The 26,446-nt window shown below is 66.9% G+C and carries 24 protein-coding genes and 1 pseudogene; 6 read left to right on the top strand and 19 right to left on the bottom strand.

Annotated features, from left to right (window positions below; all coding sequences use genetic code 11):
- Positions 1-325, top strand: a pseudogene (locus tag ON29_RS11420) (MFS transporter); the annotation flags it as partial.
- Between the two features lie 69 nt (positions 326-394).
- Here ON29_RS11420 and ON29_RS11425 read toward each other — a convergent pair.
- The 10 genes from ON29_RS11425 to ON29_RS11470 form a co-directional block, all read right to left on the bottom strand.
- Entirely contained in the window at positions 395-745 is a 351-nt protein-coding gene (locus ON29_RS11425) for a hypothetical protein (protein WP_040866199.1), read from the bottom strand.
- 90 nt (positions 746-835) lie between these two features.
- Positions 836-1,246, bottom strand: a complete 411-nt coding sequence (locus tag ON29_RS11430) for a PIN domain-containing protein (RefSeq protein ID WP_040866200.1) — start codon at positions 1,244-1,246, stop codon at positions 836-838.
- Between the two features lie 4 nt (positions 1,247-1,250).
- Positions 1,251-2,924 (bottom strand): S8 family peptidase, encoded by a 1,674-nt coding sequence (locus ON29_RS11435; protein WP_217999132.1) that lies wholly within the window; start codon positions 2,922-2,924, stop codon positions 1,251-1,253.
- Between the two features lie 193 nt (positions 2,925-3,117).
- Positions 3,118-4,059, bottom strand: a complete 942-nt coding sequence (locus ON29_RS11440) for a GlxA family transcriptional regulator (RefSeq protein WP_040866201.1) — start codon at positions 4,057-4,059, stop codon at positions 3,118-3,120.
- A gap of 9 nt (positions 4,060-4,068) precedes the next feature.
- Positions 4,069-5,865 carry an NAD(P)/FAD-dependent oxidoreductase gene (locus ON29_RS11445; protein WP_051175101.1) on the bottom strand — a complete coding sequence of 599 codons (1,797 nt, stop codon included), beginning with the start codon at positions 5,863-5,865 and terminating at the stop codon, positions 4,069-4,071.
- Between the two features lie 27 nt (positions 5,866-5,892).
- Positions 5,893-6,696 (bottom strand): TauD/TfdA dioxygenase family protein, encoded by an 804-nt coding sequence (locus ON29_RS11450; protein ID WP_040866202.1) that lies wholly within the window; start codon positions 6,694-6,696, stop codon positions 5,893-5,895.
- Positions 6,693-7,739 (bottom strand): L-tyrosine/L-tryptophan isonitrile synthase family protein, encoded by a 1,047-nt coding sequence (locus ON29_RS11455; RefSeq protein ID WP_083863374.1) that lies wholly within the window; start codon positions 7,737-7,739, stop codon positions 6,693-6,695. The genes ON29_RS11450 and ON29_RS11455 overlap by 4 nt, the downstream gene beginning before the upstream one ends.
- A gap of 389 nt (positions 7,740-8,128) precedes the next feature.
- Positions 8,129-9,274, bottom strand: a complete 1,146-nt coding sequence (locus ON29_RS11460) for an acyltransferase family protein (RefSeq protein WP_040866203.1) — start codon at positions 9,272-9,274, stop codon at positions 8,129-8,131.
- 5 nt (positions 9,275-9,279) lie between these two features.
- A complete protein-coding gene (locus tag ON29_RS11465) occupies positions 9,280-10,458 on the bottom strand; it encodes an acyl-CoA dehydrogenase family protein (protein ID WP_040866204.1) in 1,179 nt (392 codons plus the stop codon).
- Between the two features lie 10 nt (positions 10,459-10,468).
- Positions 10,469-11,113, bottom strand: a complete 645-nt coding sequence (locus tag ON29_RS11470) for an SDR family oxidoreductase (protein ID WP_245548910.1) — start codon at positions 11,111-11,113, stop codon at positions 10,469-10,471.
- Between the two features lie 440 nt (positions 11,114-11,553).
- Here ON29_RS11470 and ON29_RS11475 point away from each other — a divergent pair, with 440 nt between their 5' ends.
- Together ON29_RS11475 and ON29_RS11480 are read left to right on the top strand one after the other, a co-directional pair.
- Entirely contained in the window at positions 11,554-12,849 is a 1,296-nt protein-coding gene (locus ON29_RS11475) for a cation:proton antiporter (protein WP_157172746.1), read from the top strand.
- A gap of 89 nt (positions 12,850-12,938) precedes the next feature.
- Positions 12,939-13,562 carry an HAD family hydrolase gene (locus ON29_RS11480; protein ID WP_051175104.1) on the top strand — a complete coding sequence of 208 codons (624 nt, stop codon included), beginning with the start codon at positions 12,939-12,941 and terminating at the stop codon, positions 13,560-13,562.
- On the opposite strand, the gene ON29_RS11485 is transcribed toward ON29_RS11480, so the two are convergent.
- Complete coding sequence (locus tag ON29_RS11485) at positions 13,559-14,527, bottom strand: GlxA family transcriptional regulator (protein WP_040866205.1); 969 nt, start codon at positions 14,525-14,527, stop codon at positions 13,559-13,561. The two genes, ON29_RS11480 and ON29_RS11485, sit on opposite strands and share 4 nt — an antisense overlap.
- A 115-nt stretch (positions 14,528-14,642) precedes the next feature.
- Here ON29_RS11485 and ON29_RS11490 point away from each other — a divergent pair, with 115 nt between their 5' ends.
- Positions 14,643-15,893: a KasA/KasB family beta-ketoacyl-ACP synthase gene (locus ON29_RS11490; protein WP_040866255.1), complete on the top strand. Its 1,251-nt coding sequence runs from the start codon at positions 14,643-14,645 to the stop codon at positions 15,891-15,893.
- Between the two features lie 33 nt (positions 15,894-15,926).
- Here ON29_RS11490 and ON29_RS11495 read toward each other — a convergent pair whose 3' ends face one another.
- The 3 genes from ON29_RS11495 to ON29_RS11505 all read right to left on the bottom strand — a co-directional run bounded on the left by ON29_RS11495 (position 15,927) and on the right by ON29_RS11505 (position 17,646).
- Positions 15,927-16,334, bottom strand: coding sequence for an ArsR/SmtB family transcription factor (locus tag ON29_RS11495; RefSeq protein ID WP_040866206.1), 408 nt, complete (start codon positions 16,332-16,334; stop codon positions 15,927-15,929).
- The gene (locus ON29_RS11500; protein ID WP_040866207.1) at positions 16,334-16,990 is read right to left on the bottom strand and encodes an SRPBCC family protein; all 657 of its coding nucleotides are present in this window, start codon (positions 16,988-16,990) and stop codon (positions 16,334-16,336) included. The genes ON29_RS11495 and ON29_RS11500 overlap by 1 nt, the downstream gene beginning before the upstream one ends.
- Before the next feature lie 116 nt (positions 16,991-17,106).
- Positions 17,107-17,646, bottom strand: a complete 540-nt coding sequence (locus ON29_RS11505) for a TetR/AcrR family transcriptional regulator (RefSeq protein ID WP_040866208.1) — start codon at positions 17,644-17,646, stop codon at positions 17,107-17,109.
- Between the two features lie 191 nt (positions 17,647-17,837).
- Here ON29_RS11505 and ON29_RS11510 point away from each other — a divergent pair, with 191 nt between their 5' ends.
- Positions 17,838-19,139, top strand: coding sequence for a lipase family protein (locus ON29_RS11510; RefSeq protein WP_040866209.1), 1,302 nt, complete (start codon positions 17,838-17,840; stop codon positions 19,137-19,139).
- Positions 19,140-19,742: 603 nt separating this feature from the next.
- Positions 19,743-20,981, top strand: coding sequence for an alkane 1-monooxygenase (locus ON29_RS11515; RefSeq protein ID WP_085994866.1), 1,239 nt, complete (start codon positions 19,743-19,745; stop codon positions 20,979-20,981).
- Between the two features lie 121 nt (positions 20,982-21,102).
- Here ON29_RS11515 and ON29_RS11520 read toward each other — a convergent pair whose 3' ends face one another.
- The 5 genes from ON29_RS11520 to ON29_RS11540 all read right to left on the bottom strand — a co-directional run bounded on the left by ON29_RS11520 (position 21,103) and on the right by ON29_RS11540 (position 26,311).
- Positions 21,103-22,017: a class I SAM-dependent methyltransferase gene (locus tag ON29_RS11520; protein ID WP_040866210.1), complete on the bottom strand. Its 915-nt coding sequence runs from the start codon at positions 22,015-22,017 to the stop codon at positions 21,103-21,105.
- A gap of 600 nt (positions 22,018-22,617) precedes the next feature.
- Entirely contained in the window at positions 22,618-23,445 is an 828-nt protein-coding gene (locus tag ON29_RS11525; protein WP_040866257.1) for an alpha/beta fold hydrolase, read from the bottom strand.
- Between the two features lie 448 nt (positions 23,446-23,893).
- Positions 23,894-24,718 (bottom strand): MBL fold metallo-hydrolase, encoded by an 825-nt coding sequence (locus ON29_RS11530; RefSeq protein WP_040866211.1) that lies wholly within the window; start codon positions 24,716-24,718, stop codon positions 23,894-23,896.
- 155 nt (positions 24,719-24,873) lie between these two features.
- The gene (locus ON29_RS11535) at positions 24,874-25,662 is read right to left on the bottom strand and encodes an oxidoreductase (RefSeq protein ID WP_040866212.1); all 789 of its coding nucleotides are present in this window, start codon (positions 25,660-25,662) and stop codon (positions 24,874-24,876) included.
- A 73-nt stretch (positions 25,663-25,735) separates the two neighbouring features.
- Complete coding sequence (locus ON29_RS11540) at positions 25,736-26,311, bottom strand: TetR/AcrR family transcriptional regulator (protein WP_040866213.1); 576 nt, start codon at positions 26,309-26,311, stop codon at positions 25,736-25,738.
- Between the last annotated feature and the right edge of the window lie 135 nt (positions 26,312-26,446).

Raw genomic sequence — 26,446 nt, forward strand, 5'->3', positions numbered from 1 at the left:
GTCCACGGAAGGCTTCGCCCGGCTCGGTATCCAGACCAAGTCCTCCGGCGGCAGCAATCTCGATCTCGGCGCCCTGCCCGCGCCCATCGCGACCATCGTGCGCGCCGCCTACGGCGACGCGACCGGGCGGATCTTCCTCATCGCCGCGGGCGCCACGGTCGTCGCGCTCATCGCGGCGGCGCTGCTGCCCAACCGCCCGCTGCGCCGCACGATCGACATCGATCCCGCTCTCGACCCGATGCAAGCCGACACGCACCCGACCCGGCCCGAGTCCGAGGGTGCCGCGAAGCAGGACGGCGCCAGACAACCGGCTCTGCTCGACTGAGCCACCGATTCACCCGCAGAGCCCCGAAGCCATCGGGGCTCTGCTCGTCTGCCGGGTGCGACGGCGTGATCAGTACGGCGGACGCTCGGCGGAGCGCAGATCCACGGTCGTCGCCGAGGTCAGGGCCACGGCCAGGCAGCGCAACTCGCCGGGAATCAACACCGATCGGATCGCCCCCTGGAAACACTCGAGCACGGCGCCGTCGGGCCACCGCACGTCGTAGCGGTACCAGCACCGGCCCCCGCCTCCGGCGCGCTGGATGTCGCGCTCGACCCGGACGGCCAGTTCGCTGAGCGCGGCACGAACCTGCCCCGGCGCGCCGGTGCTCGCGATCTTCCACCACGGCCGATTGAAGTAACCTGGTTCGGAGATCTCGACCAGGTAGAGCAACGGCATCCCCACGACGTCGGAGGCGGTCATACCGCTCAGAGTGCCGCAAAACGGACTGGACGGATGGGTGAAACGCCGGAGGTGTATCAATGCGAGACCGACTTCCGGGCGCCGACCGCATCACGGCCCCAGGCGGTCCAGCAGCCAGTTCGGCCCCACCGTCTCCGCCCCCGCGGCCGCCACGCGGGCACGCAGTCCGCGGTCGGCCGTCACCACCGTGATCGGACGGCTGCTATCTTCCGCCCGAGCCGCTTCGACCAGGCCGACGATCGCGTCGTCGCCCGAGCCCTCCGCACGCACCACGCGCACGCCGCCGAAGCCCGGATTCGCCGCCGCGTCGACCGCGGCCTTCGCCGCTCCCTCGAGCACCACGATCACCTCGGCGGGCTCGGTCGGCTGCGCCCACGATCCGGTGATCCGCTCGAGCAATCGCCGGGCTGCGCCGGCCCGATCGCGCCACCACCCGTCGGGCCGTGCACCGACGACGTTCGCGGCGTCGACCACGATCAGCTGCACACCATCGGCCGCCACCGCCTCAGTCTCCCACGGTGACCACCGCACCGGTAGCGGACTCGGTCTCGGCGGGCCGAGCCGCCCGCACGGCGGCGAGCGCGTTCAGCCTGCCGTATCCGTACTTGTCGCTGTGCCCGTCCGCCCCGTACCCGCCGCCCGGCGGATCGATCTTGTCGCAGGAGTCTTTCAGCAGGTTCTTCACCTCGGCCGAAGTCAGGTCCGGATTCACCGACAGCATCAATGCCACTATTCCCGCGGCGCCCGGGCACGCGCTGGAGGTTCCGCCGAAGTCGTTGGTGTAGTCACCCGCCGCGTCGCCGGCCGCCACCGTGCCGGGGTTGTAGCCGTTCGCCCCGTGCCGATCCACCGTCCAGATCCCGGGCGTGAGGGCGTCGGGATGCCCGAAGGGCCGGTGCCCGAAGTCGCTGCTGGGGAACGCGCACCACACCGCTTTGCCGAAATCGCTGTAGACACTCCGCTTGCCGGTGTCGTTGCATGCCGCGACCGCGATCACCTTCGCGAAACCGGCGTAGCCGTCGTTGTCGACGGATTCGTTGCCGTTGCCCGCCGCGAACAGCACTACGCAGCCCTTGCCGCCGCGTCCGCTGGTGACCGCGTATTCGATCGCCAGCCTGGTACTCGCGGGCAGCGCCACCACCCGGTTGTGCGCCGGATCGTCCGGCTGGAACCACCTGCCGTCGGCCGGGCCCCAGCTGCACGAGATGACGTCGGCCCCGTGATCGGCGGCCCACCCGAACGCGTCCGCCTCCGCCTGCGATCCGAGGCCCGAGGCGAGCCGGATCGGCATCAGCGCGGCCTCCGGCGCCACTCCGGAGGCTCCGGCCGTGCCGTTGGCGCACGCCACGCCCGCACACGCGGTGCCATGGTTGTCACCGTTGTCGGGGCCGGTGCCGAAGGAGTCCTTCGGACGCGGATCATCGGTCTTCGCCGTGACATCCCGTGGCGCGACGATCTTCGCGGCACCGGCGAACTCGGGATGGTCGATGTCGACACCGTCGTCGATCACGGCGATCGTCACCCCCGCCCCGCGGGTGAGGGCATGCGCGGCTTCCACCGCAGCGTGCGCGTCGATCGTGACACCGCCGATGGTGGTCTTCTTCAGATGCCACTGCTGCGGGAAGATCGTCTTCCTGGCCCGGTGCCGGATCAGCTCCGGATGGCAGTACTCGACGTCGTCGCGATTCAGCAGGGCGGTGGCGATGTCGAAGACCCGCTGGCCGGTGCCCTCGGGCGCCGCCGTGAAGTAGGCGTTGGTTGCGTACGAAACCACCTGCTTCACAGTAAGATTCGCCGCGGCAAGGACGGCGAGACAATGTTCGCGGTCGACGTGGTCGACGAACTTCACGAAGATGTTCTCGGTATAGAGCACCGGCTCCCCGGTCACCGGGTCCACCAGCACATGTCCGGCGAAGCGCACCTCCGGCGCGGCCTCCAGCGCAGGCGTGCGTTCCTCCACCGATCTCGATCCCGCGGGCAGGCGATAGACCTCGACTCCTGCCTCCGGATAGGCCTGCACGAGTGTCGCGTCGTCGAGTTCACCGCTCAGCGGTGTGCGCACCGAGCCCGATTGCCGCCGGATCCCACGACCGCTGTGCGTGCGCACCACGATCAGATCGGGACTCTGCTCCAGCTCGAAACCAGGATCGTCCTTCGTACCGAAATTGGCGGTTGGCACCATGATCTCCTTAGCCGTGGGGACCCGAGCACCAACTATGAACTACATTCCGGCGAACGACGAAATATGAGCCGCCGACCCGCCAACTGTGCGACCGGGGTCGCGGGCCACCTCGACGGGATGACCGGCGACCAGGGGTCTCGCCGTGGATTCGGATTCGAATCCACGGCGAGAGAGCGGCCCGCGAGGATGATCAGCGGAAGGCCCGCCGGTACGCCTGCGGCGTGATCCCCACGGTCTTGCGGAAGACCTTCCGGAACGCGGCCACCGAGGCGAATCCCGTTTGGTCGGTGATGCACTCCATCGTGAGGATGGTCGTCTCGAGCAACACCTGGGCCTTGCGCACCCGGACGGTCTGGAGCCACTCGTTCGGCGTCATCCGGACCTGCTCGTGGAAGCGCCGGATCAGCGTGCGCTTGCTGACGCCGGCTCGCTCCGCGAGATCCAGCACGGTGATCTTCTGACCGAGCATCGTTTCCGCCCATTCCAAGGTGGGATTGAGCGACATGCTGTCCGCCTCCGAGCGCGGACGTTCCGCGATGAACTGCGCCTGTCCCCCGTCGCGGGTCAGTGGCATCACCGAGAGCCGGGCGGTATCCGCCGCCACGGCGGTCCCGTAATCCATCCGGACCATATGGAGGCACAGATCCAGCCCTGCCGCGGCCCCCGCCGAAGTCAGGATGCTCCCGTTGTCGACATACAGCACCGTGGGGTCCACGCGCACCCGCGGATAGCTCCTCGACAATTCGGTGGCGGCCATCCAATGCGTCGTCGCCCGCCTTCCGTCGAGCAGCCCGACCGAGGCGAGGGTGAACGCGCCGAGACAGATCGATGCCACCCGCGCGCCCCGCTCGTGTGCCCGCACCAATGCCTTTCGCAACCGCTCCGTTGGCCGAGACCGGTAGCTCATCGCTCCCGGAACGATGATGGTTCCGGCCTCCTCCTCGAGATATTCGATGTCACCGAGACACGAGATTTCGAAGAACTTCGACGGGACGTCGGAGTTCACCCCGCAGACATGGACCTCGTACGCCGGAGTTCCGTCCTCCTGCTGGGCCCGCCCGAAGATTTCCAGCGGCACCGAGAGATCGAACGGAATCACGTCGTCGACGGCCAGAACAGCCAATGATCTCATGCCCTCGACCTAGCCGGCCTGCTGTAGCGCTTCCGGCCCTGCCACCACCAACCCGGCGCGGAGCAAGCGCTTCAAGGCGCGTCCCTGCAGCACCGTCAACCGTGGCGCCAGCTCCGACCACCGTGCCGGACCGCGGTTCAGCGTTTCCCACAGCTCCTTGCCCCCGTCTCGATCCAGGCACCGCACCTCGTTGCCCGGATCGGACGCGGCGTAGATCCGGTGGCAGTCCACGGTATCGGCGAGCGGCGACGGCGCGGCCTCGCTGTTGGCGATGGGATCTCGCCAGTACGCGGCCAGTCCTTCGCGGGCTGCCTGCGGAATCTCGAACGGCGGCGACATCCCTTTGAAGCCCGGGATGTCGGCCGCCACACCGGTGCGGATGCGTGCGTCCGGGGACAGCGTCACGATGTCCTCCGGTGCCAGCTCGACCGCGTCGGCGGCGGTGTAGGCCCGCAGATAGGGCCCCTCGGTGGCCAGGTCACGCGGGTCGCGGGTGCCCTTCGTCATGATGTTCAGCAGATCGGGCACCAAGGCGGTGTTCAGCAGCGCCTGGAAGGTGCCCTCGGTGGCGTTGTCGACCTCCACCCGCCGGCCTTCCGCGCTCCAGTACGGGCTGTCCGGATGCGAGCGCGAGATCTCGTGATACCACTGGTCGATGCTCAGTGCCCAGGTCTCCGCCATCCCGCGCCACTCGACGTCGTAGTCACGCCAGAGGTCTTCCTTCGATTGCTCGTCCAAGTCCTTGTCGAAGGTCTTGCGCAGCACCAACGCGGCCGCCCAGGCCTGCGTGACGGCGAAGGACATCCCGGAGGAGAACAGCGGATCGACGAAGTACGACGCGTCCCCGACCGCCATCCAGCGATCCGCGTACGAACCGAAACAATCGCTGACCCGGGAATAGTTGGTCGCGGTGAGCATTTCCCGACGAATCGGTTCCGCGTTGGCCACCAGGTCCTGCAGCACCGGGATCGATTTGATCGTCTTCAGGAAGATGTCCGGATCTCGCAGATCCACGCGAGCGATCGACTCCGGATTGGTCACGATGCCGATCGACCACACGGTTTCCCGAGTGCCGTCGACCAGCCGCGGCGTCGGGATGTACCACACCCATCCGTGCTCGAAGGCCACCGCGTAGATCGGCGACAAGTTCTCCGCCCGGAAGACGTTCCAGTCACCGGCCGCGCGTTGTGCGGGTACGCAGTTGCGGTAGTGCGACCAGACGGCCACGTTGCGGTAGTCCGAGAGCCATTGCTTGTCGCGCTGCGATCCGCGGGCGGCCACCTGATTCGCCCGCCCGGACGCATCGACGAAATAGCCTGCCTTGACCTCGGTTCCGTCTTCCAGGACCACCGTGGCCGCACCCCCGTCGAGGAGGAAGCGCACCACCCGCACGCCCTGGAAGACGTGGGCGCCGCAGGACTCGGCGTGCTCGAGCAGCACGGTGTCGAATTCCGCGCGGTTGACGTGGACGGACCAGCGGTACACGCCGTCGGCCAGGTAGTCCGCGTGCTCGAAGAAGCCGACGAACGGCCGGTCGGTGTCCCACTGGTAGATGCCGCCGTACTTCTGGATCCAGCACTCGCTCGCGAGCACCTTCTCCAGCGCCCCGCTCGCTTGCAGGACGGGGACGAGGGGATGCGCGCCCGATTCGCCGATGTGCTCACGCGGGAACACCTCGCGATCGAAGATCGCCACGCGCAGATCGGTTTCGCGGCAGAGCATCGCGGCGAGCGTGGATCCCGCGGGACCACCGCCCATGATGACGACGTCGTACTCGGTTGCTGGTCGAGAGACCGGTGCAGCCATTGATATTCCTCTCTGATGGCCCATTGCTCAGATGATCTGAATGCGCTGGAGGTGTCGGGAAACCGATTCGGTGAACGCATTCCGGCCGTGCAGCAAAGCGTGGTTCTCGGCCACGACGATGTCGCCGGTCCGCCACTCGTGGGCGTAGCAGTAGCGCGGGTCGTGCAGCCGCTCGCGCAGGTCCTCCATCACTCGGACGCCGTCCTCGGCCGATATGCCCTCGACGGTCAAGAACAGCGGATTGGCGTAACGCGCGGGATCCAAGGGTTCGGCGTATCTGATCGTCGTCTCGCCGGTGGCCGGATGAGTGCCCAGCAGCGGCCATTCGGCCAGGCCGCCGTAGTGCGCGAGTTTGTCCGTCCGGTAGGTGATCGTGGTGCGGGCCCACAGCTCTTTCAGGTCTTCCGGCGCGTCCCGATAGACCTGGACGCTGTCACAGAACACGGTCTCGCCCCCCGCGCCCTCGCCCTGCACGCATTGGAACAGGAAGAACCGCGGTACGTGCTCGGCGAACGCGCCATCCCAGTGGAACGGGACATCGCCTTTGTCGAAGAGGTAGTTCTCGGCGGTGTCGCGAACCACCAGATCGAGGATCGAACCGAAGTTCCATTGCAGGATTTCTCCGGCTGCGCGGCAATAGTTTTCGAGTTCCGCCTTGCTGAGAAGGCCGAATCCGCGCAGTACAGACACTTTCGCGCCGAGTGTCAGTGCGAGCAGTTCCTCGATCGGCACTTCGGCGAGCGTCCGCCCCGGTACATCGGAGGCCACCAGACGGCCGAACGGCCGCAGCGGCTCGCCCTCGAGCAGTACCTCATTCAAGCTTTTCGTCATGAGTTTCCTAGGTCTTGCCGTGATTCGGTCTCTGCTGTTCGCCCGAGGACGAAATGACTGGGGCGACTGTTGCGCCACACCAAGCGAGCGCCCAGTTCCTCGGCATGCATCCGCTTGACCAGCGTGTAATTCGTTCCGTCGTCGAGCACCACGCCATGCCACGGAGTCAGCCAGCTGTCCTGGGTCCGCAAGAGATGGAATCCGATCTTCTCGGAGTGATTCGTCTGCGGATGGATCGACAGCCGCACCGCGTCCGGGAAGATCTCCGCCATCAGACGGCTCCACGCCTGACTGCGCTGCACCACTTCGTAAGCCGTCTCCTTCGATCGGTTCCGCCGCTGTGTGGCCGACAGCCCGGGCAGCAGCACGGCATTGTCCTCGACCATGAACCGATGGATTCCGTTGAACATCCGCCGGGCCGCCGCCTCGGTCCGGACCGCCTCGCGCAGCACGTCGATACCGTCGGAGTACTCCTTCAGCAGGCGCAGCCTGCGTTCGTCCCAGCTCATTTCCGGCATGGCGTCGCGCAGCCCGTACAGCCCGATCGATCCGCCGCCGGTCGACCGGATGATGCGGCGCAGCTCGTCACCGTAATGGTCGACGTGCAGGTCCGGGATGCCCAACGTGTCACTGAAGACATGCCCGTCGGAACAGATCGTGACGATGGCGCCCGGCCGGTAGACGGCCGAGACCTGGTCGCAGAATCCTTGCAGGGACTCGATCGCCAGCGTCTCCGCCATATCGGGCAGACGCCCCAGCGTCTTGCGGCGGTTGCGCGACTTCGCCGGGAACGCGGGGATGATGAAATGGACCGGCACACCGGCTTCGATGTACCGGCTCACCTTGCTCAGATGCGGTGCGAAGCAATCCGGGCACGGAGCCGAGTCGCACAGCGACTCCGGGTCGGCACTGCGCCGGCGCGCGAAGACCATGCGAAGTATCTGCGTGGCAACCGATCCGACATCATCGGCGGGATTCGGGTTCAGCTGTGGTTGTCCGAGCTCCTGAACATGCTCGGAGCCATTGTCGACAGTCGTACTCATCACTACCTTCCGGGCACACCAAACGAGCGCATGCAACCGGACCGCACGGCAAAAGTTCCGCAATCAGCGCGGATCCAGTCGGCGATGGTTGTCTGCGATCAGAACGTCGTAGTAGGACACGGATTCAGGCGTCGGATTCCATACGATATCCGGTATCGGCGAGCCCCGATGCTCACAGCCAGATCTGAATCACGTAGTCCATTCGATCGAACACCCCCCACGTTCACAACCGATTCTGTGGTTTATAACACTCCCAGGATACCTCCGAACAGACTGCCGGGCAACCACATTCCGGCACACCGCGACAAAAAAGAATCCGGAGGCCCGTGGCAACGCCACGAGCCTCCGAACAGGCATTTCGAAATTTGTCGGTCGTGCAGCTGGATCGCCTAGCCGGCCACCCTTTCTCCGACCACCGTCGACCGTTTCGGCCGGGCAAAGCGGCGCATCGCCGGAGATTCCACGAAAGTGAACAACAACCATGCGGCGAAGAGATTCAGGCAGAACAACAGGACGATCAGCAGCACCGCGACCGGAGCACTGAACGTAGCGGCGTTCATCAACCGGCGGACGTAGAACACGGTCACGCCTTGACAGATGTAGAAGGCGAACGAGATCTCGCCGAGCCGGATCGCGAGCCTGCTCGACAGGAACTTCGACGCGCCCTCGATGTCGGACTGGGCCGCGGCGCCGATCAGCAGCGCGAGCGGAACCGCGGTCGCGAGGACGAAGCCGACGTAGAACGGCGTGTACATCGCCACCACATATCCCGCGCCGACCGCCGCCACCGCCGTCCAGAGCGGAATGCGCGGCCAGCGCCCCTCCGCCACTATCCGGGCGATGAACACGCCGAGAAAGAATTCGAAGAGACGCGTCGGCGGAAAGAGGTATCCGAACCACAGTTGCAGCACGGGTATCGGCGTGAGTTCGGATTTCTCGGAACTCGGGATGACGAACGCGGTCAGCAGGACGATCACGCCCATGCCGGCCACCATGGCCGCAGCGCCGTACCACAGATATTTCGCGTCGATGCGCAGGACCGCCGGAACAAGGAAAGGAAAGAGTACGTAGAAGAGAAGCTCACAGGACAATGTCCACGACGGTGTGTTGACGCCCGCATTGATATAATTCTGCGGAAACCAGGCATGCAGCAGAAAAAGATTCGGCAGCCACGCCTTCCACGGTGTTATCGCCGCCGCGAACAACACCATCGACGCCACCCAGAGCGTCAGATGATTGGGAAAGATCTTGACCACTCGACGCCGGATGAACTGCAGCTTGCTCGCTCCCGGTTTCCACGACCAGGTCAGCACGAAGCCGCTCAGGATGAAGAAGAACGACACCCCGAGGAATCCGGCTTTGCCGACCACCCACGCCGCGTCGTACGCGATATCCGGATCGGAGAAGAGGTTCACCGGCTTGTACGGAGGTATCGGCGAGTTGGGCAGCATCACATGGAAGACGAAGACCGAGAATGCCGCGAAGAACCGCAGTCCGGTCAACGACGGCAGCCGTTTGCGCTTGTCGAGATCCATCGCGATCAGCCCAGTCCGACGACGAAGGGGAATTCCGGTCTGCCGCCCAGCACGAAGGCGCCCGTGGACTGGATCACCTGGTCGTGCGCGATGATGTGCCGGGCCATCGTGTTCGTGTCACGCAACCAGATGTCGAGCGGATTCGGCCGGTAGATCGATTCGGTGCCGACGAGTTCGCACAGACGGGTGACGATGCGCTGCGCTGCGCGGAACGCGTTGGTCCTCGCCAGCGCGCTCGCGATCCTGAGGTCGGCGGGCAGCTCCGCGAAACGCTTGCCGTCCAGCGCGTCCCACAGTTCCGTCAGCGTGTTGACGACGGCGCCGCGGGCGACGATGTACTCCATCTCGCACTCACCGAGCAGGTACTGGGCACGGTAGTTGTCGGCCCACTTCTGACCGGTGGCGGTCACCGTCTTTCCGTCCGCGATGCCACGGACGTAGTCCAGGGCCGCACGAGCCGTTCCCAGGGGTACACCCGGCATGATCCGGGCCAGAGCCTCCGGCTCGGACAGCTTTCCGCGACCGCTCTTCCTTTCGCCGAACGCGAAGGAATGATGCTCGGGCACGAAGAGATCCTCGACCGCGTAATCATTGCTTCCGCTGCCGCGCAGACCCGTGGTGTCCCAGGTGTCGAAGACCGCGACCTGATCGCGGCGCATGTAGAACAGCCGCACCAGCGGGCCGCCTTCCGCGGTCTCCTCCATCCGGCCGCCCGAGGTCACGAAAGCGCCGCCCATGACCAGGTCCGCGTGCGTGATCGCGCTGCCGAACTTCCACCGGCCCGTCAATCGGTAGCCATCGGCCACCCGCTCGGCGCGACCGGCCGGGAAGATCAGTCCCGCCGTGATCAGGTCCTGCGTCGGCATCAGCTCCGCGATGGCCCGCTCGTCGAGATAGCCGGCGTAGATGCCGGTCGCCGCGCCGATCATGGCGCACCAGCCGGTGGCCGTGTCCCCGTAGGACAACGCCTCGACGACCTCGAACTGCTCGAGCGAGGTCAGACCCGGGCCGCCGATCTCCGCGCTGAAACACATTCGATAGACGCCGATCTCACGAAGCCGCTCGACGATGTCCATCGGAAGCCTGCGCTCGGCGTCGATCTCACTGCGACGTGCCGCCAGGTCGGGCGCCAGCGAACGTACCGCCGACAGCAGGGAGGTGGCCGAAATTGTTGCTGCAGTCATGTCCTGATTCCTAAGCCAGAGAATTTGCCTGCGACTCGCACAGGAGAAGCTCGATCGCCGAAGTGGTCTGCTCGGGACCCAGCGCCGAATAGCCGCCGTCCACGGTCCACTCGGCGCCGGTGACGAAGCTCGCCTTGGACGAGGCGAGAAACGCGGCCACCTCGCCGATTTCGCGCGCGTCACCCGCCCTGCCCAGCATGTGGAACCGGGATGCGATCGCGTCGGTGCGGGCCCGGTCCCCCTCGGTGATCTCGTCCATCACCCGCGACCAGGTCCAGCCCGGCGAAACGCTGTTCACCCGGATTCCGTCGCCCGCGTACTCCAGGGCGAGACTGCGGGTCAGCTGCAACAACCCGGCCTTGCTGACGGGGTATCGAAGTCGCCCGGCTTGAGCGACACGTCCACTGGGAGAGGTGAAGTTCACGATGGACCCCGAGGTGTCCCGCAACGCAGGTCGCGCCGCTTCGCACAGCATCGCCGTACCGACCACATTCGTGTTCAGCACCTCGAGCCACGCTGCCCGCGCATCCCCGCCCGGCCCGTCGTCACCGTAGACGCAGGCGATATTGACCAGCGCGTCGATCCGTCCGTGCCGGTCGACCGCTTCCGCGACGAACGACTCGATCGACGAATCGCTGCGCAGGTCGACGGGCACGAAGACAGCTCGGTCGCCGATCTCGGCGGCCGCCCCCTTCCCCCGTCCGTATCGATGTCACCCAGTACGACATTCGCGGAATATTCGGCGAAGACCCGAGCGACTTCAGCGCCGATGATGGTTGCCGCACCGGTTACGAGTACCGTCTTATCTTCGAACAACGTCGACTCCCCTCGGCTGCGCCCTCGACCGGCGCACGCCACGGCTCGAAGTATTCCGAACGGAAAGAGCGACCAGCCAGTACCATTCGCGACAGAGATGCACCACTTTGCGCCAGTCGCCCCGGCACCATGACGGGCGTGGCGTAGATCACTCTGCACGCTCGGTCGCCGGGCGGATGCGATATCGTCTCAGTGCAGGCAGTCCATGTTTCGGGGGTTCCGCGCTGCGGTCGATGCGTGACGGCGATGTCCCGTGCGAGCATCGGATCCGGTCCCGCGATGTCCTCAATGTCGAACGGAGTCGAGGCGTTGCCGAGCGACCAAATGATCTTCTTGTTACTGGACCTCGTACTGATCGTCGGCGCGGCACGCCTGCTGGGCTGGCTGGCCGAGAAAGTGGGGCAGCCCGCGGTGATCGGCGAGATCGTGGCGGGCATACTCGCGGGGCCGACAGTTCTCGGGGCACACTTGTCCGAGACGGTCTTTCCGCACGACACTCGTTCGTATCTGACGGCATTCGCGAACGTCGGCGTGATGATCTTCATGTTCTCGGCGGGTCTCGAGATGGATCTGCGATCGGTCGCCGGACGGCGGCGGTCGGTCGCGGGGATCGCGCTCTCGGCCTATCTCGTGCCCTTCGCGCTCGGTTCCGTCATCGCGCTGTGGGCGCTGGCCCGGCACGACGGCGGCAACCGGCTGAACTTCGCGCTGTTCATCGGTTGCGCGTTGGCCGTCACCGCCTTTCCGGTGCTGGCCCGGATCCTGCACGACCGCAAGCTGCTCGGCACCCGCCTGGGTCAGTCGGCCATGACCTGCGCCGCGCTGGACGACGTCCTCGCCTGGTGTGTCCTTGCGGTGGTCATCGGCATCGCCCGGCCCGGACTCGATCACCACTGGCGGCTGCTGCTGTTCGTCCCGCTGGTCGTGGTGTTGTGGTGGGCGGTGCGTCCGGCGCTCGACCGGCTCGCGGGCGCCGGTTCCGAGAAGAACACGAGCAACATGGTCTTCCTCGGCGTCGCGGGCGCACTGTTGCTGGGCGCCACCACCGAATGGCTCGGACTGCATCTGATCTTCGGCGCGTTCCTGTTCGGGGTCGTGTTCCCCCGGCGGCTGCGCGCGGCCGTCGACAGCGGCGCCCAACTGCTGAGCAGCATCTTCCTGCCCGCCTTCTTCGTGGTGGCCGGCCTGCAGGTCGATCTCGGTGCCATCGATCGCGCCGGCATCGCCGAATTCGCCGCGATCATGTTCGCCGCCCTCGTGGGCAAACTCGGCGGCACCTATCTGGCCGCCCGGCTCGGCCGCAGCGACAGGGCGGAGGCAGCGGCCCTCGCGGCGCTGATGAACACCCGAGGCCTGACGGAGCTGGTGATCCTCAACATCGGGCTGACGATCGGCGTCATCGACGAGCGGCTGTACTCGTTGCTGGTCATGATGGCATTGATCACCACCGCGATGACAGCGCCGTTGCTGAAGCTCTGCGGTATCACCGCCCCTCGCGGCGACCGGCCGCCGGAGACGACGAAAGAACAGCGGCGCAGCGATTCCGCCGTCGAGGCCGAGGCCACGGCCCCATGAGGCAACGCGGAGCAACCACGGGCCGCACCCACACGGATCGGCCCGCGAGGCCGGGCGGCGGCGAGGAATGCACTGTCCCAGCGGCTTTCGTGGATGTCGACGAAACATTGGTCCGCTGCGTCACTTTCCTGTCCTTGTTCGTGTTCGACGCGCGGCGCCATGGGCGCGGCGCGCAGGCCGATGGCGTGGTCGAGGAGTTCCGGGCGCTGCGGGCGGCGGGGATGAGCCGTGCCGAATCCCATCGGTGGTTCTACCGGCAATGGGCCGGCCGCGACCTCGCCGACGTCCGACACGTCGGCGAGGACTGGTTCGCGAGCTGCGTCGCGGACCCGGCGTTCTTCAATCTCGCGGTACGACGCAGGCTGGACGAACTGTCTCGCACCGGGACTCGCATCATCCTGGTATCGGGCTCGTTCACCCCGGCGCTGCGCCCGATCGCCGAAGCCGTCGGCGCCACCGCGGTGCTGTGTACGACGATGGAGACGGCGGCCGGTAAGTACACCGGCGAGGTCCTGGCGACGATGGTCGGTGCCGACAAGTCCGCAGCCCTGCTCCGCTACGCCGAGCGGGCGGCCATCGACCTGTCGTCCTGCACGGCGTTCGGCGATCACCACTCCGACACCGCGATGTTCGAGCTGGTCGGTCATCCGGTCGTCGTCGGCGACTCCGATCCGCGACTGCACGGCTATCCCGCGCAGCGGCTACCCGGCTAGGTCCCCGGCATCCGCCGGTTTCCGATCGTGAACGTGCGCCGGTACTGCGCCGGACTGACCCCGAGGTGACGCTTGAACACCGCGCGGGTGTTGGCCGGATTTCCGAGGCCGACGCGATAGCCGATCTGGTCGACGGGCAGTTCGGTCGTCTCGAGCAGTTCCCGCGCCTGGTTCAGGCGGGCGCTGGTGATCCAGACGTGCGTCGAGGTACCGGTCTCCTCCCGGAATCGCCGGATGAAGCTGCGGCGCGAGAGATTCGACCGCTTGGCGAGATCTTCGAGCGAATGCCGGTGGTCGAGGTTGGCGAGAATCCACGCCCGTGTGTCGGAGAGCAGGCCGGTGGACGTCTGCTCCAGGAACTGCCGGGTGTACTGGGCTTGACCGCCCTCGCGCACCGGTGGCGCCACCAGGTCGCGGGCGCGTTCGTTGGCGGCCGCCGCGCCGATGTCTTTGCGCACCACGTGCAGGCAGAGGTCGATCCCGCTGGTCACGCCCGCGGAGGTCAGCACGTCACCGTCGTCCACGAACAGGCGATCGGCATGAACCTCGACGTTCGGATACCGGCTCTGCAACAGCGGTGCGGCCCGCCAATGCGTCGTAGCGGGCCGGCCGTCCAGCAGTCCCGCGGCGGCCAGAGCGAAAGCACCGGTACAGATCGACAGCATTCGCGCGCCTCGTGCGTGGGCGTCGCGCAGCGCTCGCAGCACCGATTCCGGCGGCGGCTCCCCGTACGACGCGTAACCGGGCACCACCACCGTGCCCGCGTGCCGCAGAGCCTCCAGCCCTGCCGTCGCCACGCAGGACAACCCCGGCACCGAGGTCGTCGCCATCGGCGAGACCGCGCACACCTCGAGCCGGTAGTTGGGGTCGGAGCCGAACACGTCGATCGGAATCGCGGCATCCAGAACAACCACTTCGTCGGGTATGACCACGGTGACCCGACGCGTTCCCCCATCCGCTTCCATGGCCCGATCGTAGCGGTGATCGGCACTCGGGCTACTACCCCGGCCTTCCGGCGCGCACATAGCCTCGCTTGAGCGTCCGAGCCGACAAGCCGAAAGAAGGGGTTTGATGTCCGATATCACGGACTTCTCCACCACCAACGGAGGGTTCCGGAGTGTGGTCGTCACTGCTATCGAGATGTCGACCGCTGTCGGCGCCGACACCGATGCGACTTGGAAAGGACTGCTCGCCGGGGAAACCGGGATCGCGAAGGTACAAGACCCCGACTTCGAGCGCTTCCAGGTTCCCGTCGACATCGGCGGCCAGTTCAAACTGGATCCGACCGACGAACTCAGCCGCGTCCAGAAGCGCCGCATGTCCTATGTCCAGCAGATCGCCTATGTCATGGGCAATCGGATCTGGGACACCGCTGGCAGGCCGGAAGTCGATCCGGATCGTCTCGGCGTCTGCATCGGCACCGGCCTCGGCGGCGCCGACACGATCATCGAGTCCAACGACCTGATGCGCGAGGCGGGCTACCGCAAGGTGTCTCCCTTCGCGGTGCCCATGGCCATGCCGAACGGCGCCGCCGCGGTGGTCGGGTTGGAACTCGGTGCGCGAGCCAGCGTGATCACGCCCGTCTCGGCCTGCGCTTCGGGATGCGAGGCGCTGGTGCACGCGTGGCGTTCGATCATCCTCGGCGAGGCCGACATCGTCGTCGCGGGCGGCGTGGAGGGCCGCATCAATCCGCTGGCGGTAGCCGGATTCTCGATGATGCGGGCGTTGAGCACACGGATCGACGAACCCGAAGCCGCGTCGCGCCCGTTCGACCGGGATCGCGACGGTTTCGTGTTCGGCGAAGCCGCCGCGTTGTTCGTGCTGGAGTCGGAGGAGCACGCGCGGGCACGCGGGGCGAAGCCCCTGGCTCGCCTGATGGGCGCGGGCCTGACCGCGGACGGCTACCACATGGTGTTGCCCCATCCGGACGGCGCGGGGAACATTCGAGCGATGCGCCGCGCGATCGAAACGGCCGGCGTGAGCGCCACCGATATCGACCACGTCAACGCGCACGCCACCGCCACTCCGTTCGGGGACCTGGCGGAAGCGAGGGGGATCCGAGCGGCGGTAGGCGACCACGCCTCGGTCTACGCGCCGAAATCCGCGTTGGGACACTCGGTAGGCGCGGTAGGCGCGGTGGAAGCCGCCCTGACCGTGCTGAGCGTCCGGGACGGGGTGGTGCCGCCCACTCTGAACCTCGACAATCAGGACCCCGAGATCGATCTCGACATCGTGCACGGCAGCGCGCGCACTCAGAACATCGAATACGCGCTGAACAACTCCTACGGTTTCGGTGGCCACAACGCGGCCGTCGTCTTCGGCCGCTGCTGACCGCAGCCATGCGTGGCCCGCCATCCGTGCGGGTCACGCATGGCGGGCGCGACTCCCGGAATCCTCTTCGCCGGGCCGACCGGCCCCGGCACCGCGGCGAGCGCGTTTCCCGCGGGCGATCTCCGTCGCGAGCGCGTCCAGCGGTTGAGCGAACTGATGCAGCGGGTCGACCAGTCCGGTGAGCCATGCCCTCGCGGCATCGATGCCCTCCGAATCGAGGGCGTACAGCCGTCGCGTGCCTTCGGCGCGAACCCGCACCAGCCCGGCGTCGCGAAGCACCTTGAGGTGCTGGGAGACGCCGGGCTGAGAGATCGGCGTGTGCTGCCGCACGGCGGCGACCAGCGCGCCCGCGGGCTGTTCGTCGGCCGCCACCACTTCGAGGATGAACCGGCGGACCGGATCGCCGAGCGCCTCGAAGATCTTCGCCGGAGAACGGTCCATCAGCCCTCGGAGCGGTGTGCGGGGTCGATGGTGTAGAAGTCGACGGTCCGCAGCGCCGCCGCGTTCGCGGCGGCCGGGTCGTCACCGTCGCCGACCGCCGCCTCCGCCCAGCCGAGCGCCGCCGTCCGCACGAATGTCACGCCCTCGGGCGTCGTCGGGAAGGCCATGCCCTCGGCGGGGTCGACCGGATCTCCGCTCGCCAAGTGCAGCCCGAGGCCCATCAGGGCGAGATCCCAGCCGACGCCCACCGCCCCCGGTCCGAATTGCGTCCAGAACTCCGGAGCGACCGGCGCCTCGTGCGCCAACTCCAGCTCGGTGCCGTCCTCGGCGGGGGTGAGACGGACCGTCAGCCAGGAGATCTGCGGTCCCATCTCCCAGGTCACGGCGAACCGTTCCGGCGCATCGCACTCTTCGACGACACCGTTGGCGTTGCCCTCCAGCTGGTAGCGCCCGCCGACGCGCAGGTCACCACTGACGGGCAGGAACCAGCGCGGGATCCGCTCGATATCGGTGAGCGCGTCCCACAGATCCGCCTGATCGGTCGGGTAGCGGCGGCGGGCGACGGCGATCCTCGTCGGCGCGCCGTCGCGGGAGCCGGTGCGGACCTCGCGGGTGACGAGCCCGGCGATGGCTGCGGGATCGGTCAACAGTGGCATGACAACCTCCTTGAATAAGTTTTGACTTATATTAGCGTCCTCGGGGGTGACCGCAACACCACTCCGGCGTTTGCACCCGCTCCCCGCCCGGACGGGACGCGGCGGCCACCGTCCGATCAGCCGTTCGGGGGCAATCCCGCGATGGCACGCAGTGCGGAGATCATCCCCGCGACGGGGATGCCGGGATCGATCGAGCGGAACAAACCCAGCCCCACGCCGAGCGCCAGCACCGCGACGGCGGCTTCGGCCCTCGGCATCGGGGTGTCGAGATCCTCCGTCGCCCGCAAGGCCGCGCCGACCATTCCCGCGATGCCGGCGAGCCTGCTCGCCAATTCGGCGCGGAGGTGCTCGTCGCGTCGCGCGTGAACGCTGAACTCGAGTTCGAGTTGCGTCCAGTCGGGGTCGCCGACCACCCGCTCGGCCCACTCCGTCATCCGCTTCAGGCGCGCGGCGGCCGTGGGCGCGGCGATGATCTCGGCGACCTCCGCCGCCCGCTCGGCGTGGATTTCATCGAGCACGGCCAGACACAAGTCGTCTTTGGTGCGGAAGTTCGAATACACCGCCCCTTTGGTGAAACCCGCGGCTTTCGCGACCTTGTCCAGAGTTGTCGCCTGATAGCCGTCCTCCAGGAAAAGCCGCTTGGCGGTCGTGATCAATACAGTGCGCGTCCGCGCTTGGCTCTGCGCTCGAGTCGGCCGCGAACGCCCTTCGCCCTGAAGCCGCCGACACTCATCGCTATTCCCGGACAATCTCTACCCCTTACAGATACTCTCAGTATCCGATTCTAGATGCCATGGGTATCCCAAATCGCAGGAAGGATCGCATCGTGAGGAGCCGAATACTCAGATTGGCCACAGCTTTGACGGGAACCCTCATCGTCGTCGGAGCCGGGGCGGTCGCCGCCCCCCACGCATGGACGGAACCGGCCGCGGAAGCCGTGGCCGGCGACGATTTCTACATTCCACCCGCGTCGGCGGACGGCGCACCGGGCTCCATCATCCGCACCGAATCGTCGCGACTGGCGCTTTCGGTCCCCGGACAGCCGGGACAGGTCCCCGCCACGTCCACGCGCATCATGTACACCAGCAGCGATACCCACGGCGAGCGGGCAGCCGTGGTGGGGACGTACCTCGAGCCCGCCCAGCCGTGGACGGGCCCGGGCGAGCGCCCGCTGATCGCCTACGCGGTCGGCACGAAGGGACAAGGCGATCAGTGCGCGCCTTCGAAACTGCTGGCGCAATTCATCCAATACCAGCCTCCGTTCGACGTAATCGTCGAATACGACGTGCTGGCGTTGTACACGCTGCTGGCCCGCGGCATGGCGGTGATGGTGACCGATTACCACGGCCTGGGTACGCCGGCGGTGCACGACTATCTGAACCGGAAATCTCAGGCCTACGCGCTGCTCGACTCGGCGCGAGCGGCGCTGCAATTGCCGGGCACCAGCGTGCATCCCGGCTCGCCCGTCATTCTGTACGGATACTCCCAGGGCGGCATGGCTTCGGCCGGCGCGGCCGAACTGCAGCCGAGCTACGCCCCCGAGTTGAACGTGCGGGGCGCCTACGTCGGCGGCCCGGTCGTGGACGACGAGTATTTCATCGGCTTCAACGACGGCCGTCCCGCGCTCGGACCCGCCTTCGCGTGGATTCTCAACGGCATCGCCGCCAATTATCCCGAAACCCGCCCGGTGCTCGACGCCGAACTCAACGACACCGGCAAGGCGATCCTGCGCGAGTCGCTGGACAAGTGCGCCGTACCGCTCGGACTGGCCCAGCAGTTCCCGAACACCTCGCAGTGGACCACCAGCGGGCAACCGCTCACCGCGGTGATCGATCAGTCCCCGATCCTGAAGGCGGCGTTCAACGATCAGCGCGTCGGGACGCTCACTCCGGGAGTGCCCGTGCTCATCGCCTCCAGCCCGATCGATGAGGGCGCGCCGTACGTGCCCGTCCGTGAACTGGCGGCCGGGTGGTGCGGCGGCGGCGCTCCTGTCCAGCTGAACGCGAACGGCGAGTTGCCCAGCGTCATCAGCGGATTGCGGGCCACCCACGTGCTGGCGTTCTTCCCGTCACTGGTGGCCTCCCAGCAGTGGATGACCGAGCGGCTCGCGGACCAGCCCGCTCCGACCAACTGCGGTGCGCTGCCCTGATTTGCGAAAGCGTGACCCGCTCGGATACCGTCGGTATCTCGATCGGAGACTCGGCACGGCGCCTCGCGCAGCGATTCGGCTCGTAGTGCCATGATCTCCATGCACGGTGGTCGGCCGCGGTTCGGTCCCACGACCGAACCGCGGCCGACCTGCCTGCCCGGCACAGCACAGATCCCCCGTGCGGCGGGCGAGTTCCACCCCCACGATCGTCCCGCGGCTCCCGACCCCGGGGCCGGCGAGTCTACTTGCACCGAATTTGCTGTCTCACCGTTCGTCAGCTAGGTCGATTTCGGTACAGAAAGGTTCGAATGTCGGAGTTGGCTCATCCCCGCCTGCCCGAGCCGCTCAGGTGCGCGCAGCGGTGATACTCGCAGATCCGGCACGGATCGTTTCGTACCCGACGCGGCGGCGCCTGCCTCGAAGGCGCGGGCCGATCCGCTCAGCGGTGCGCCATCGCCGGGCGGACGTCGCCAGCTCAGACTACGGTTTCGACGGTTCGACCCTACATAGCGAACTTCTAGCTATCCTGGATAGACGTGCACGTTGTAGGTGTTGTCCGCAGTCGGAACTGTCGGTTGAGTGTCGTCCTGACGGATCGGCGAGATGACTATGACAATCTTCGAGCACACGCGAGCCCGCGACCCCAAGCGCTACCTCTGGATTCTGGGCTTGATCGCCCCTGGTTGCGCGCTACTGCCCTCACAGCTGGTGTTGTACACCGGGCTGGAATTGTTCTGGTGGATCGGCCCGATCATCATCCTCGGGGTGATCCCGCTGCTGGATTTCGCCATCGGCGACGATGGGAGCAATCCCCGCGACGAAGACTACGAAGCGCTGTCCAACGATCGCTATTACCGCTGGTGCACCTTCCTCTTCCTGCCCATGCAGTTCATCGGGCTGCTGATCGCCAGCTACCTGTGGGCAAGCCATGAGCTGAGCCTGGTCGACAAACTCGGCTTGGCCGTCACACTCGGCTTCGTCTCCGGGATCGGCATCAACGCCGCGCACGAACTCGGCCACCGCGCCGAACGTCTCGAACGCTGGCTGGCCAAGATCGCACTCGCCCAGTCCGGTTACGGGCACTTCTTCGTCGAGCACAACCGCGGTCACCACGTTCGCGTCGCCACCCCCGAGGACCCCGCCAGCGCCCGTTTCGGCGAATCGCTGTGGCAGTTCCTCCCCCGCACCATGACGGGCGGGTTCCGCTCCGCCCTGACGTTGGAGCGCCAGCGCCTTGCCCGCAACGGCAAACGATGGCTGAGCCCCAGCAACCATCTCCTGCAAGCCTGGGCGATGAGCGCGACGTTGTTCACCACCTTGATCGTGGTGTTCGGCCCCGCCGTCATCCCCTACCTCGCCCTCCAAGCGCTCATCGGCGCGGGCCTGCTGGAGACCGTGAACTACGTCGAACACTACGGATTGCTGCGCGCCCGCCGCCCGGACGGCCGTTATGCCCGCTGCTCGCCCCGCGACAGCTGGAACAGCGACCACTTGGTCACCAACATCTTCCTGTTCCACCTCCAGCGCCACAGCGACCACCACGCCAACCCCGGCCGCCGCTATCAGACCCTGCGCAGCTGCGATGTGGCGCCCCAGCTCCCCGCCGGTTACGCCACCATGGTCCTGCTGGCCATCATCCCGCCGCTGTGGCGCGCGGTCATGGATCCCCGGGTCCTGGCCCACTACAACGGCGACATGACGCTCATCAACACCAAGCCCCGTAGACGCAGGCTCACCCTGCCGATCCGCAATCCACGCCCGCGCGAGAACGTACGGCGGGCCGCGCAGCGCCGCACCCACAGCATGAGCCCGTCGACCGGCGCGACGGAGGTCCGGTTCTGATCAGAGCGGATCGCTGACGCGTCGGTCCGCGACTCGCCCGGGGCCACAGCACAGTGCGCGGTTTGCGCTCGACGCGTCGGGCAGATGCCGTGGCGCCATGCGCCACCGCCGGCGGGTGGACTCAGCGCAGCAGCGGCGACCGGTACCGTGCGTCGGGTTTGAGGCAGGCGAACTGTATGACGTCGATATGCCCACGACGGAAGTACTCGGCCGAGCCGGTGAGATACCGGATGTAGGCGTTGTAGGTGTCGCGCCCGGCGAGCTCGATCGCCCGGTCTCGGTGTTCGTGCAGGGCGTCGGCCCAGCAGCCCAATGTGGTGGTGTAATGCGGTCCCAGCGACTGGACGTCGGCGACGGTGAATCCGGCGTCCTGCGCGTATTCGGAGATTCCTTTGGGGTAGTGACCGGACGACAGCGGGAGCTGACCGCCGGGGAAGATGGTCTCGCGCAGGAACCGCAAGAAGGCGAAGTCGTCGCCGGTGATCCGGGTGCCGTGCGCCCGAAGATGCTCGCGGCTGTGGCTGACCACCGTCTGCAACAGCAGCACTCCGTCCGAGGGCATGATCTGGTAGGCGAACTCGAAGAACTCCCCGTAGCGGTCCACCGGCAGGTGTTCCATCGCCCCGACGCACACGATCCGGTCGGCACGCCGGTCGAAATCCTCCCAGCCCTGTACTCGCACCCCGCCGTAGGGGCGGCCACGGATCAGCCGGTCGACGAGCATGTCCCGCACGTAGCGGTACTGGTTGCGGCTGCGGGTCAAACCGATCGTGTTCACCCCGTAGGTGTCCATGGCGCGCAACATGGTCGATCCCCAGCCGCAACCGACGTCCAGCAAGGTCATCCCCGGATGGAGATCACATTTCGCCAAGGCGAGATCGATCTTCGCCGTCTGGGCTTTTTCCAGGGTGTCGTCGGGGTGGGTCCACAACGCGCAGCTGTAGGTGCGGGTCGGGTCGAGGAAGAGTCCGAAGAACTCGTCCGGCAGTTCCTCCCGCGACAGGACCTCGTGGTAGAGGGGGGCGTGCACACTCATGACGGCGGATCTTCCTCGCGAACCAGCACTGCTGCTCAGCGGAAGCCTCCGGCCTGACGACTTCCGGCCGGAACGACCACGAGGTTCCGAAGACGCACCGACAACGCGCTGCCGCCACGGCCGCCACGCCGTCGATCACGTAGCCGACCCCGGCCGACGCCTTCATGTTACCTCGCCCACTCCGCGCAGTCCTCGCGAACCAGCCACCCAGCAAACACGAGGACAGCAGCAGCTCGATTCCCCGCTGCGCGGACGCCGAGCCTTACCCTGTGCGGCCGAGCGATGCGCAGTGGCAAGACCTGCGCGAGTATGCGCGACCGGGCACACCCACGCCTGACCGACGACCGCCCAGGTCGGGTAGCGCACTACTCGGGTCACGATGCCCACAGATAGCTAGGTTTGGCCGTACAACACGAAGTCCGCAGCGCCTGGCACCCGGCCTCGGACGGGTAGGTCGGCACTCGGCGCGGAGTTCGGCACGCCACCGCGACAACGTCGTCACGGCGTGCGCGCGCGACCACCCGGCAGGCGCTCGGCACGAATTCGACCGCAGGGTTCCTTCGATGCCCGCGCAGCCCACGCCCGGGCAGGCCGAGGTATTCATGACGTCAGGAACGCGCTCGCCAGCTCATTGAAAAGCTCCGCGCGCTCCCACTGCACCCAATGGCCGGTCTTGGCCGCCATGTACAGATCGGAATTCGGCATCCTCTCGGCGAGCATGCGCCCACCGGCGGGCCGGTTCACCTTGTCTCCGGCGCCCCAGATCACCAGCGTGGGATGGCGCACCTGCGACAGCCGCGAGTCGCGGGTGCAGTCCGTCCGCCACAGCGTTCGCAACGCCGACGGGCCAGAAGGTCGCCGCAGGGGAGGGTCGGCCACCACCTCGGGATCGAGACTGGTTTGATAACGGCCGTCGATGATCTCTTCGCTGACGCCACTGGCGTCGAAGACCAGATACTCGCGGATGAACTCGGCCAGCTTCTCCCGGCTCGGACCGGTACCGCTGTAGTAGGAAAGCAGCGATTGCAAGCCCTTGGTCGGCAATGCGCGCGTAGTACCCACCCCACCGGGTCCCATGAGGATCATCCTCCCCACTTTCTCGGGCCGGTCCATCGCCAACCGCAGCGCTGCCGCTCCCCCGAGGGAGTTCCCGACCAGGTGTGCCGAGTCGATGCCGAGAGCGTCCAGCAGGCCGCCGACCGAGGCGGCCAAATCGCCGAACGGGTCGGCATGGTCGATGTGTTTTGCCGACCGACCGTAACCGGGCATGTCGGGCACGATCACGCGGAACCGCCGGGCCAACGCCTCGGTGTTGCGGGAATAGTTCGACATGCCGCTGGCACCGGGGCCGCCGCCGTGCAAGAGCACCACGGCGTCTCCGGTGCCGGTCTCACTGAAGAAGATCTCCCGATTGCCGACCCGGATCATCCGCCCGGTCTCGGCGGCGTTGTCGATGGCCACTACTACCTCCCAGATCGCCGTCTATCTGATGCAATCATCAGTTATGCGGATTCACTCTGTCAAGCAGAAATGATGAAACCATCAGGATTGGTTGGTAACGAGCCGGGCTGCGCCATGCGGGTTCGGACCTCTTCGGCGCGGCGTCGAAGGCGGCTGGCCCGGAGAAAGGACGGCTTCATCAACCGTGCAGACGTGCATGAGCACCTGATACCGCCGGACTACGCCGAGGCACTGCGCGCCGCTCCGGGAGGGCGCTGCCCGCGAGTGGACCCTCGAGGCGGCGCGCGCTGATGGCACAGACCGGGATCACATCGGCGGTGGCCATCCCACCGCGTTGTCGGCTAGCGCGGTGGCGCTGCTCGCGTTCGCCGAACGCGGGCTCCACGGCAGTGACCGGTCCCGGCAGCCATAGCGGTCAGCTGCTCAGGCGCTCGAACTCCGTCGCGCAATGCGCGGAGAACACCGTCACCGCGTCGCCGTGGTCGCTGACGAGTTCCCGGAGCCGCTGCTGGTTCTCGATGCGGGCCCGCCGCCCGGTGTCCACGTACCACTGGAAAACCCGCGTTCCCAAGGGCATCGACGGTTTCGCACGCATTTGGCCGTGGTGGGTGTAGGCGTCCCCGGCGTGCAGCAGCCAGCCGTCCCCGGTGTCGACGGCGACGCCGACGTGACCGCGCGTGTGGCCCGCCAGCGGAACCATGAGTATCTCCGGGGGCAGGCCCCGCAATTCGCGCACCGCCTGGAAATCGAACCAGCGCTCCGCGCGAGTGTCGGACTCTCCGTAGACCGACCACTCGGGTCCGTGCTCGAACTGCACCGGTCGATACCGGAACTTCTCGCGACGGCCGAAGGGCCCTTCGACGGCGTCCAGCTCCGCTCGGTGCACATGCACGGTGGCCCGGGGGAAGTCGGCGAGACCACCCGCGTGATCGAGATCGAGGTGCGTCACCACGATGTCCCGGACGTCATCGCGGGAGAAGCCCAGCGCCTCGACCTGCCGGGCGATCGGCAGGTCGAGAACCGGGTGCGATTGCCGGATGAGTTGCCGCCCCACCCACACATCCGGCCGGACCAGCGCCTGCTCGCCGTAACCTGTGTCGACCAGGACCAATCCGGCGGAGTGCTCGATCAACAAGCAATGACACGCCCCGGCCGCGTTGCGCCGAAACCCCGGCCTGCCGTCGAACAAACGGCCTCCGAAAGGACGGGTTCCCCCGGCATCCAGATGATGGACACGCACCAGTCCCGCTCCTATCCGTGCCGTCCGGCCACCCTACCCGTCTACGCTTCCGGCTGCGACTCACTCCTACCACGTTCGCCCCCTCGAACGCTAAGGGCACGAACGTATTCCACGGCGTCGCAGCCGGAACGCGAAGACTCCCCCGGCAGCCGAATTCAGGCGATCTTCAATGTGCCGCCGTCGATGACGTAGTCCGCACCGACGATATTGGCGGCTTTGGGTGATGCGAGGAAGGCGACGAGGGCGGCGACCTCCTCCGGTTCGCTGATCCGGCCGGAGGCGATGCCGAACTGCTCCGGCACGGCCGCGAGCAGCTCCTCCTGCGAAAGGCCCTGAGCGGCGGCGAACTTGGCGCCCACGCCGTGCGGTCCGCGCCACATCGGCGTGCCGACCACGCCCGGTGAGACGGTGTTGACCCGCACCCCGCGCGGCCCGAACTCCTCGCTGAGCCGCTTGGTCAGCGCGGTCAGCGCGGCCTTGGCCTCGCTGTAACCGACCGGCCCCGCCGCCGGAAGATGTTTGTTGATCGACGAGATGGTGACCACCGCGCCGCGCCGCTCCAGCAGGCTGGGCAGTGCCGCGCGGGTGACCCAGATCGCGCTGAACAGATTCAGGTCGAACAGCTCTCGCCATTGCTCATCCTCGACGTCGAGGAAGCCGCCCAGTTCCAGACGCGCGGCGTTCACGGCGCCGACGTTGTTGATCAGGATGTCGATGCCGCCCAGTTCGTCGAGTGCGGCGCCGATCAGCCGAGCCGCTCCCTCCGAGGTGGAGAGGTCGACGGGAACCGCTGCGACGCTCGCCTTTTCGAGCTCGGGCGTAACGGTGCGCGCGGCCCCGACCACCCGGACGCCCTCGGCGGTCAATGCTTCCGCGACGGCCAAGCCGATGCCTCGGCTGGCACCGGTGACGACGGCGGTCTTGCCGGACAGTTCTAGATCCATGATGGAACCTTTCTTTCTTGAACTACAGGTCAAAAATATGGGCAGCGAACGAGCCCACGGCGGGCAGTTCGATTCAGAGGGTGGTCAGAGCGGTGTCGATGATGCGACGCAGAGTGGGCGCATCGTAGGTCTTGGCCATCACCCGTAGGCCGACGACGGTGTTCATCAAGAATTCGGCCAGCGATCGCGGATCGGCGTCGGCGCGCACGTCACCATCGCGTTTCCCCTGATCGATCCGGGTCTCCAACGCGGCGATCATATGATCCTGTGTCGCGCGGACCGCCCGGGCGATCTCCGCGTCGTGCCCCGCCATCTCCACGGCGGTGTTCACCGCCAGGCAGCCGCGCCGAACGGGCTGCGCGAGATCGGAGTCCGCCAGTGCGCACAGGAAGGCGGTCAGGCAATCGCGAGTGACACCCGGTCGGGTCAGGATATCCGCGGCCAACTCGACGCCCAGCCGGTCGTAACGGTCGAGAGCCAGGTCGAACAACGCACGCTTGCTGCCGAAAGCGTTGTACAGACTACCTTTTCCGATGCCGGTGGCCTCGGCCAGCTGCGCGGGCGAGGTGTTGGCGTACCCATGGGTCCAGAACGTCTCCATGGCCCGGTCCACCACCGTGTCCGGATCGAAGTTGCGCGGCCTGCCCATGACCCGAACCGTAATCGTTTTAGACCGACAGGTCAAGAAGACCTGCAACCGGCGAGCCGCAGCTCCGACGCCCCGGCAGGCAACGGTGCCGGAATCTCGTTGAGCGCAACCCGTGCTCGTCGGTCGTGCGTCTCG

Origin of the sequence: Nocardia exalbida NBRC 100660 (assembly GCF_000308575.1) — a bacterium.
Taxonomy (GTDB): Bacteria; Actinomycetota; Actinomycetes; order Mycobacteriales; family Mycobacteriaceae; genus Nocardia; species Nocardia exalbida.

Bases quoted from the DNA above. Each gene is read 5' to 3' on its own strand.
- ON29_RS11440 (WP_040866201.1), bottom strand. From the start codon at position 4,059: ATGAGATCATTGGCTGTTCTGGCCGTCGACGACGTGATTCCGTTCGAT.
- ON29_RS11495 (WP_040866206.1), bottom strand. From the start codon at position 16,334: ATGGACCGTTCTCCGGCGAAGATCTTCGAGGCGCTCGGCGATCCGGTC.
- ON29_RS11445 (WP_051175101.1), bottom strand. From the start codon at position 5,865: ATGGCTGCACCGGTCTCTCGACCAGCAACCGAGTACGACGTCGTCATC.
- ON29_RS11475 (WP_157172746.1), top strand. From the start codon at position 11,554: ATGTCCTCAATGTCGAACGGAGTCGAGGCGTTGCCGAGCGACCAAATG.
- ON29_RS11450 (WP_040866202.1), bottom strand. From the start codon at position 6,696: ATGACGAAAAGCTTGAATGAGGTACTGCTCGAGGGCGAGCCGCTGCGG.
- ON29_RS11485 (WP_040866205.1), bottom strand. From the start codon at position 14,527: ATGGAAGCGGATGGGGGAACGCGTCGGGTCACCGTGGTCATACCCGAC.
- ON29_RS11540 (WP_040866213.1), bottom strand. From the start codon at position 26,311: ATGGGCAGGCCGCGCAACTTCGATCCGGACACGGTGGTGGACCGGGCC.
- ON29_RS11425 (WP_040866199.1), bottom strand. From the start codon at position 745: ATGACCGCCTCCGACGTCGTGGGGATGCCGTTGCTCTACCTGGTCGAG.
- ON29_RS11535 (WP_040866212.1), bottom strand. From the start codon at position 25,662: ATGGATCTAGAACTGTCCGGCAAGACCGCCGTCGTCACCGGTGCCAGC.
- ON29_RS11460 (WP_040866203.1), bottom strand. From the start codon at position 9,274: ATGGATCTCGACAAGCGCAAACGGCTGCCGTCGTTGACCGGACTGCGG.
- ON29_RS11500 (WP_040866207.1), bottom strand. From the start codon at position 16,990: ATGCCACTGTTGACCGATCCCGCAGCCATCGCCGGGCTCGTCACCCGC.
- ON29_RS11465 (WP_040866204.1), bottom strand. From the start codon at position 10,458: ATGACTGCAGCAACAATTTCGGCCACCTCCCTGCTGTCGGCGGTACGT.
- ON29_RS11515 (WP_085994866.1), top strand. From the start codon at position 19,743: ATGACTATGACAATCTTCGAGCACACGCGAGCCCGCGACCCCAAGCGC.
- ON29_RS11455 (WP_083863374.1), bottom strand. From the start codon at position 7,739: ATGAGTACGACTGTCGACAATGGCTCCGAGCATGTTCAGGAGCTCGGA.
- ON29_RS11520 (WP_040866210.1), bottom strand. From the start codon at position 22,017: ATGAGTGTGCACGCCCCCCTCTACCACGAGGTCCTGTCGCGGGAGGAA.
- ON29_RS11525 (WP_040866257.1), bottom strand. From the start codon at position 23,445: ATGATCCGGGTCGGCAATCGGGAGATCTTCTTCAGTGAGACCGGCACC.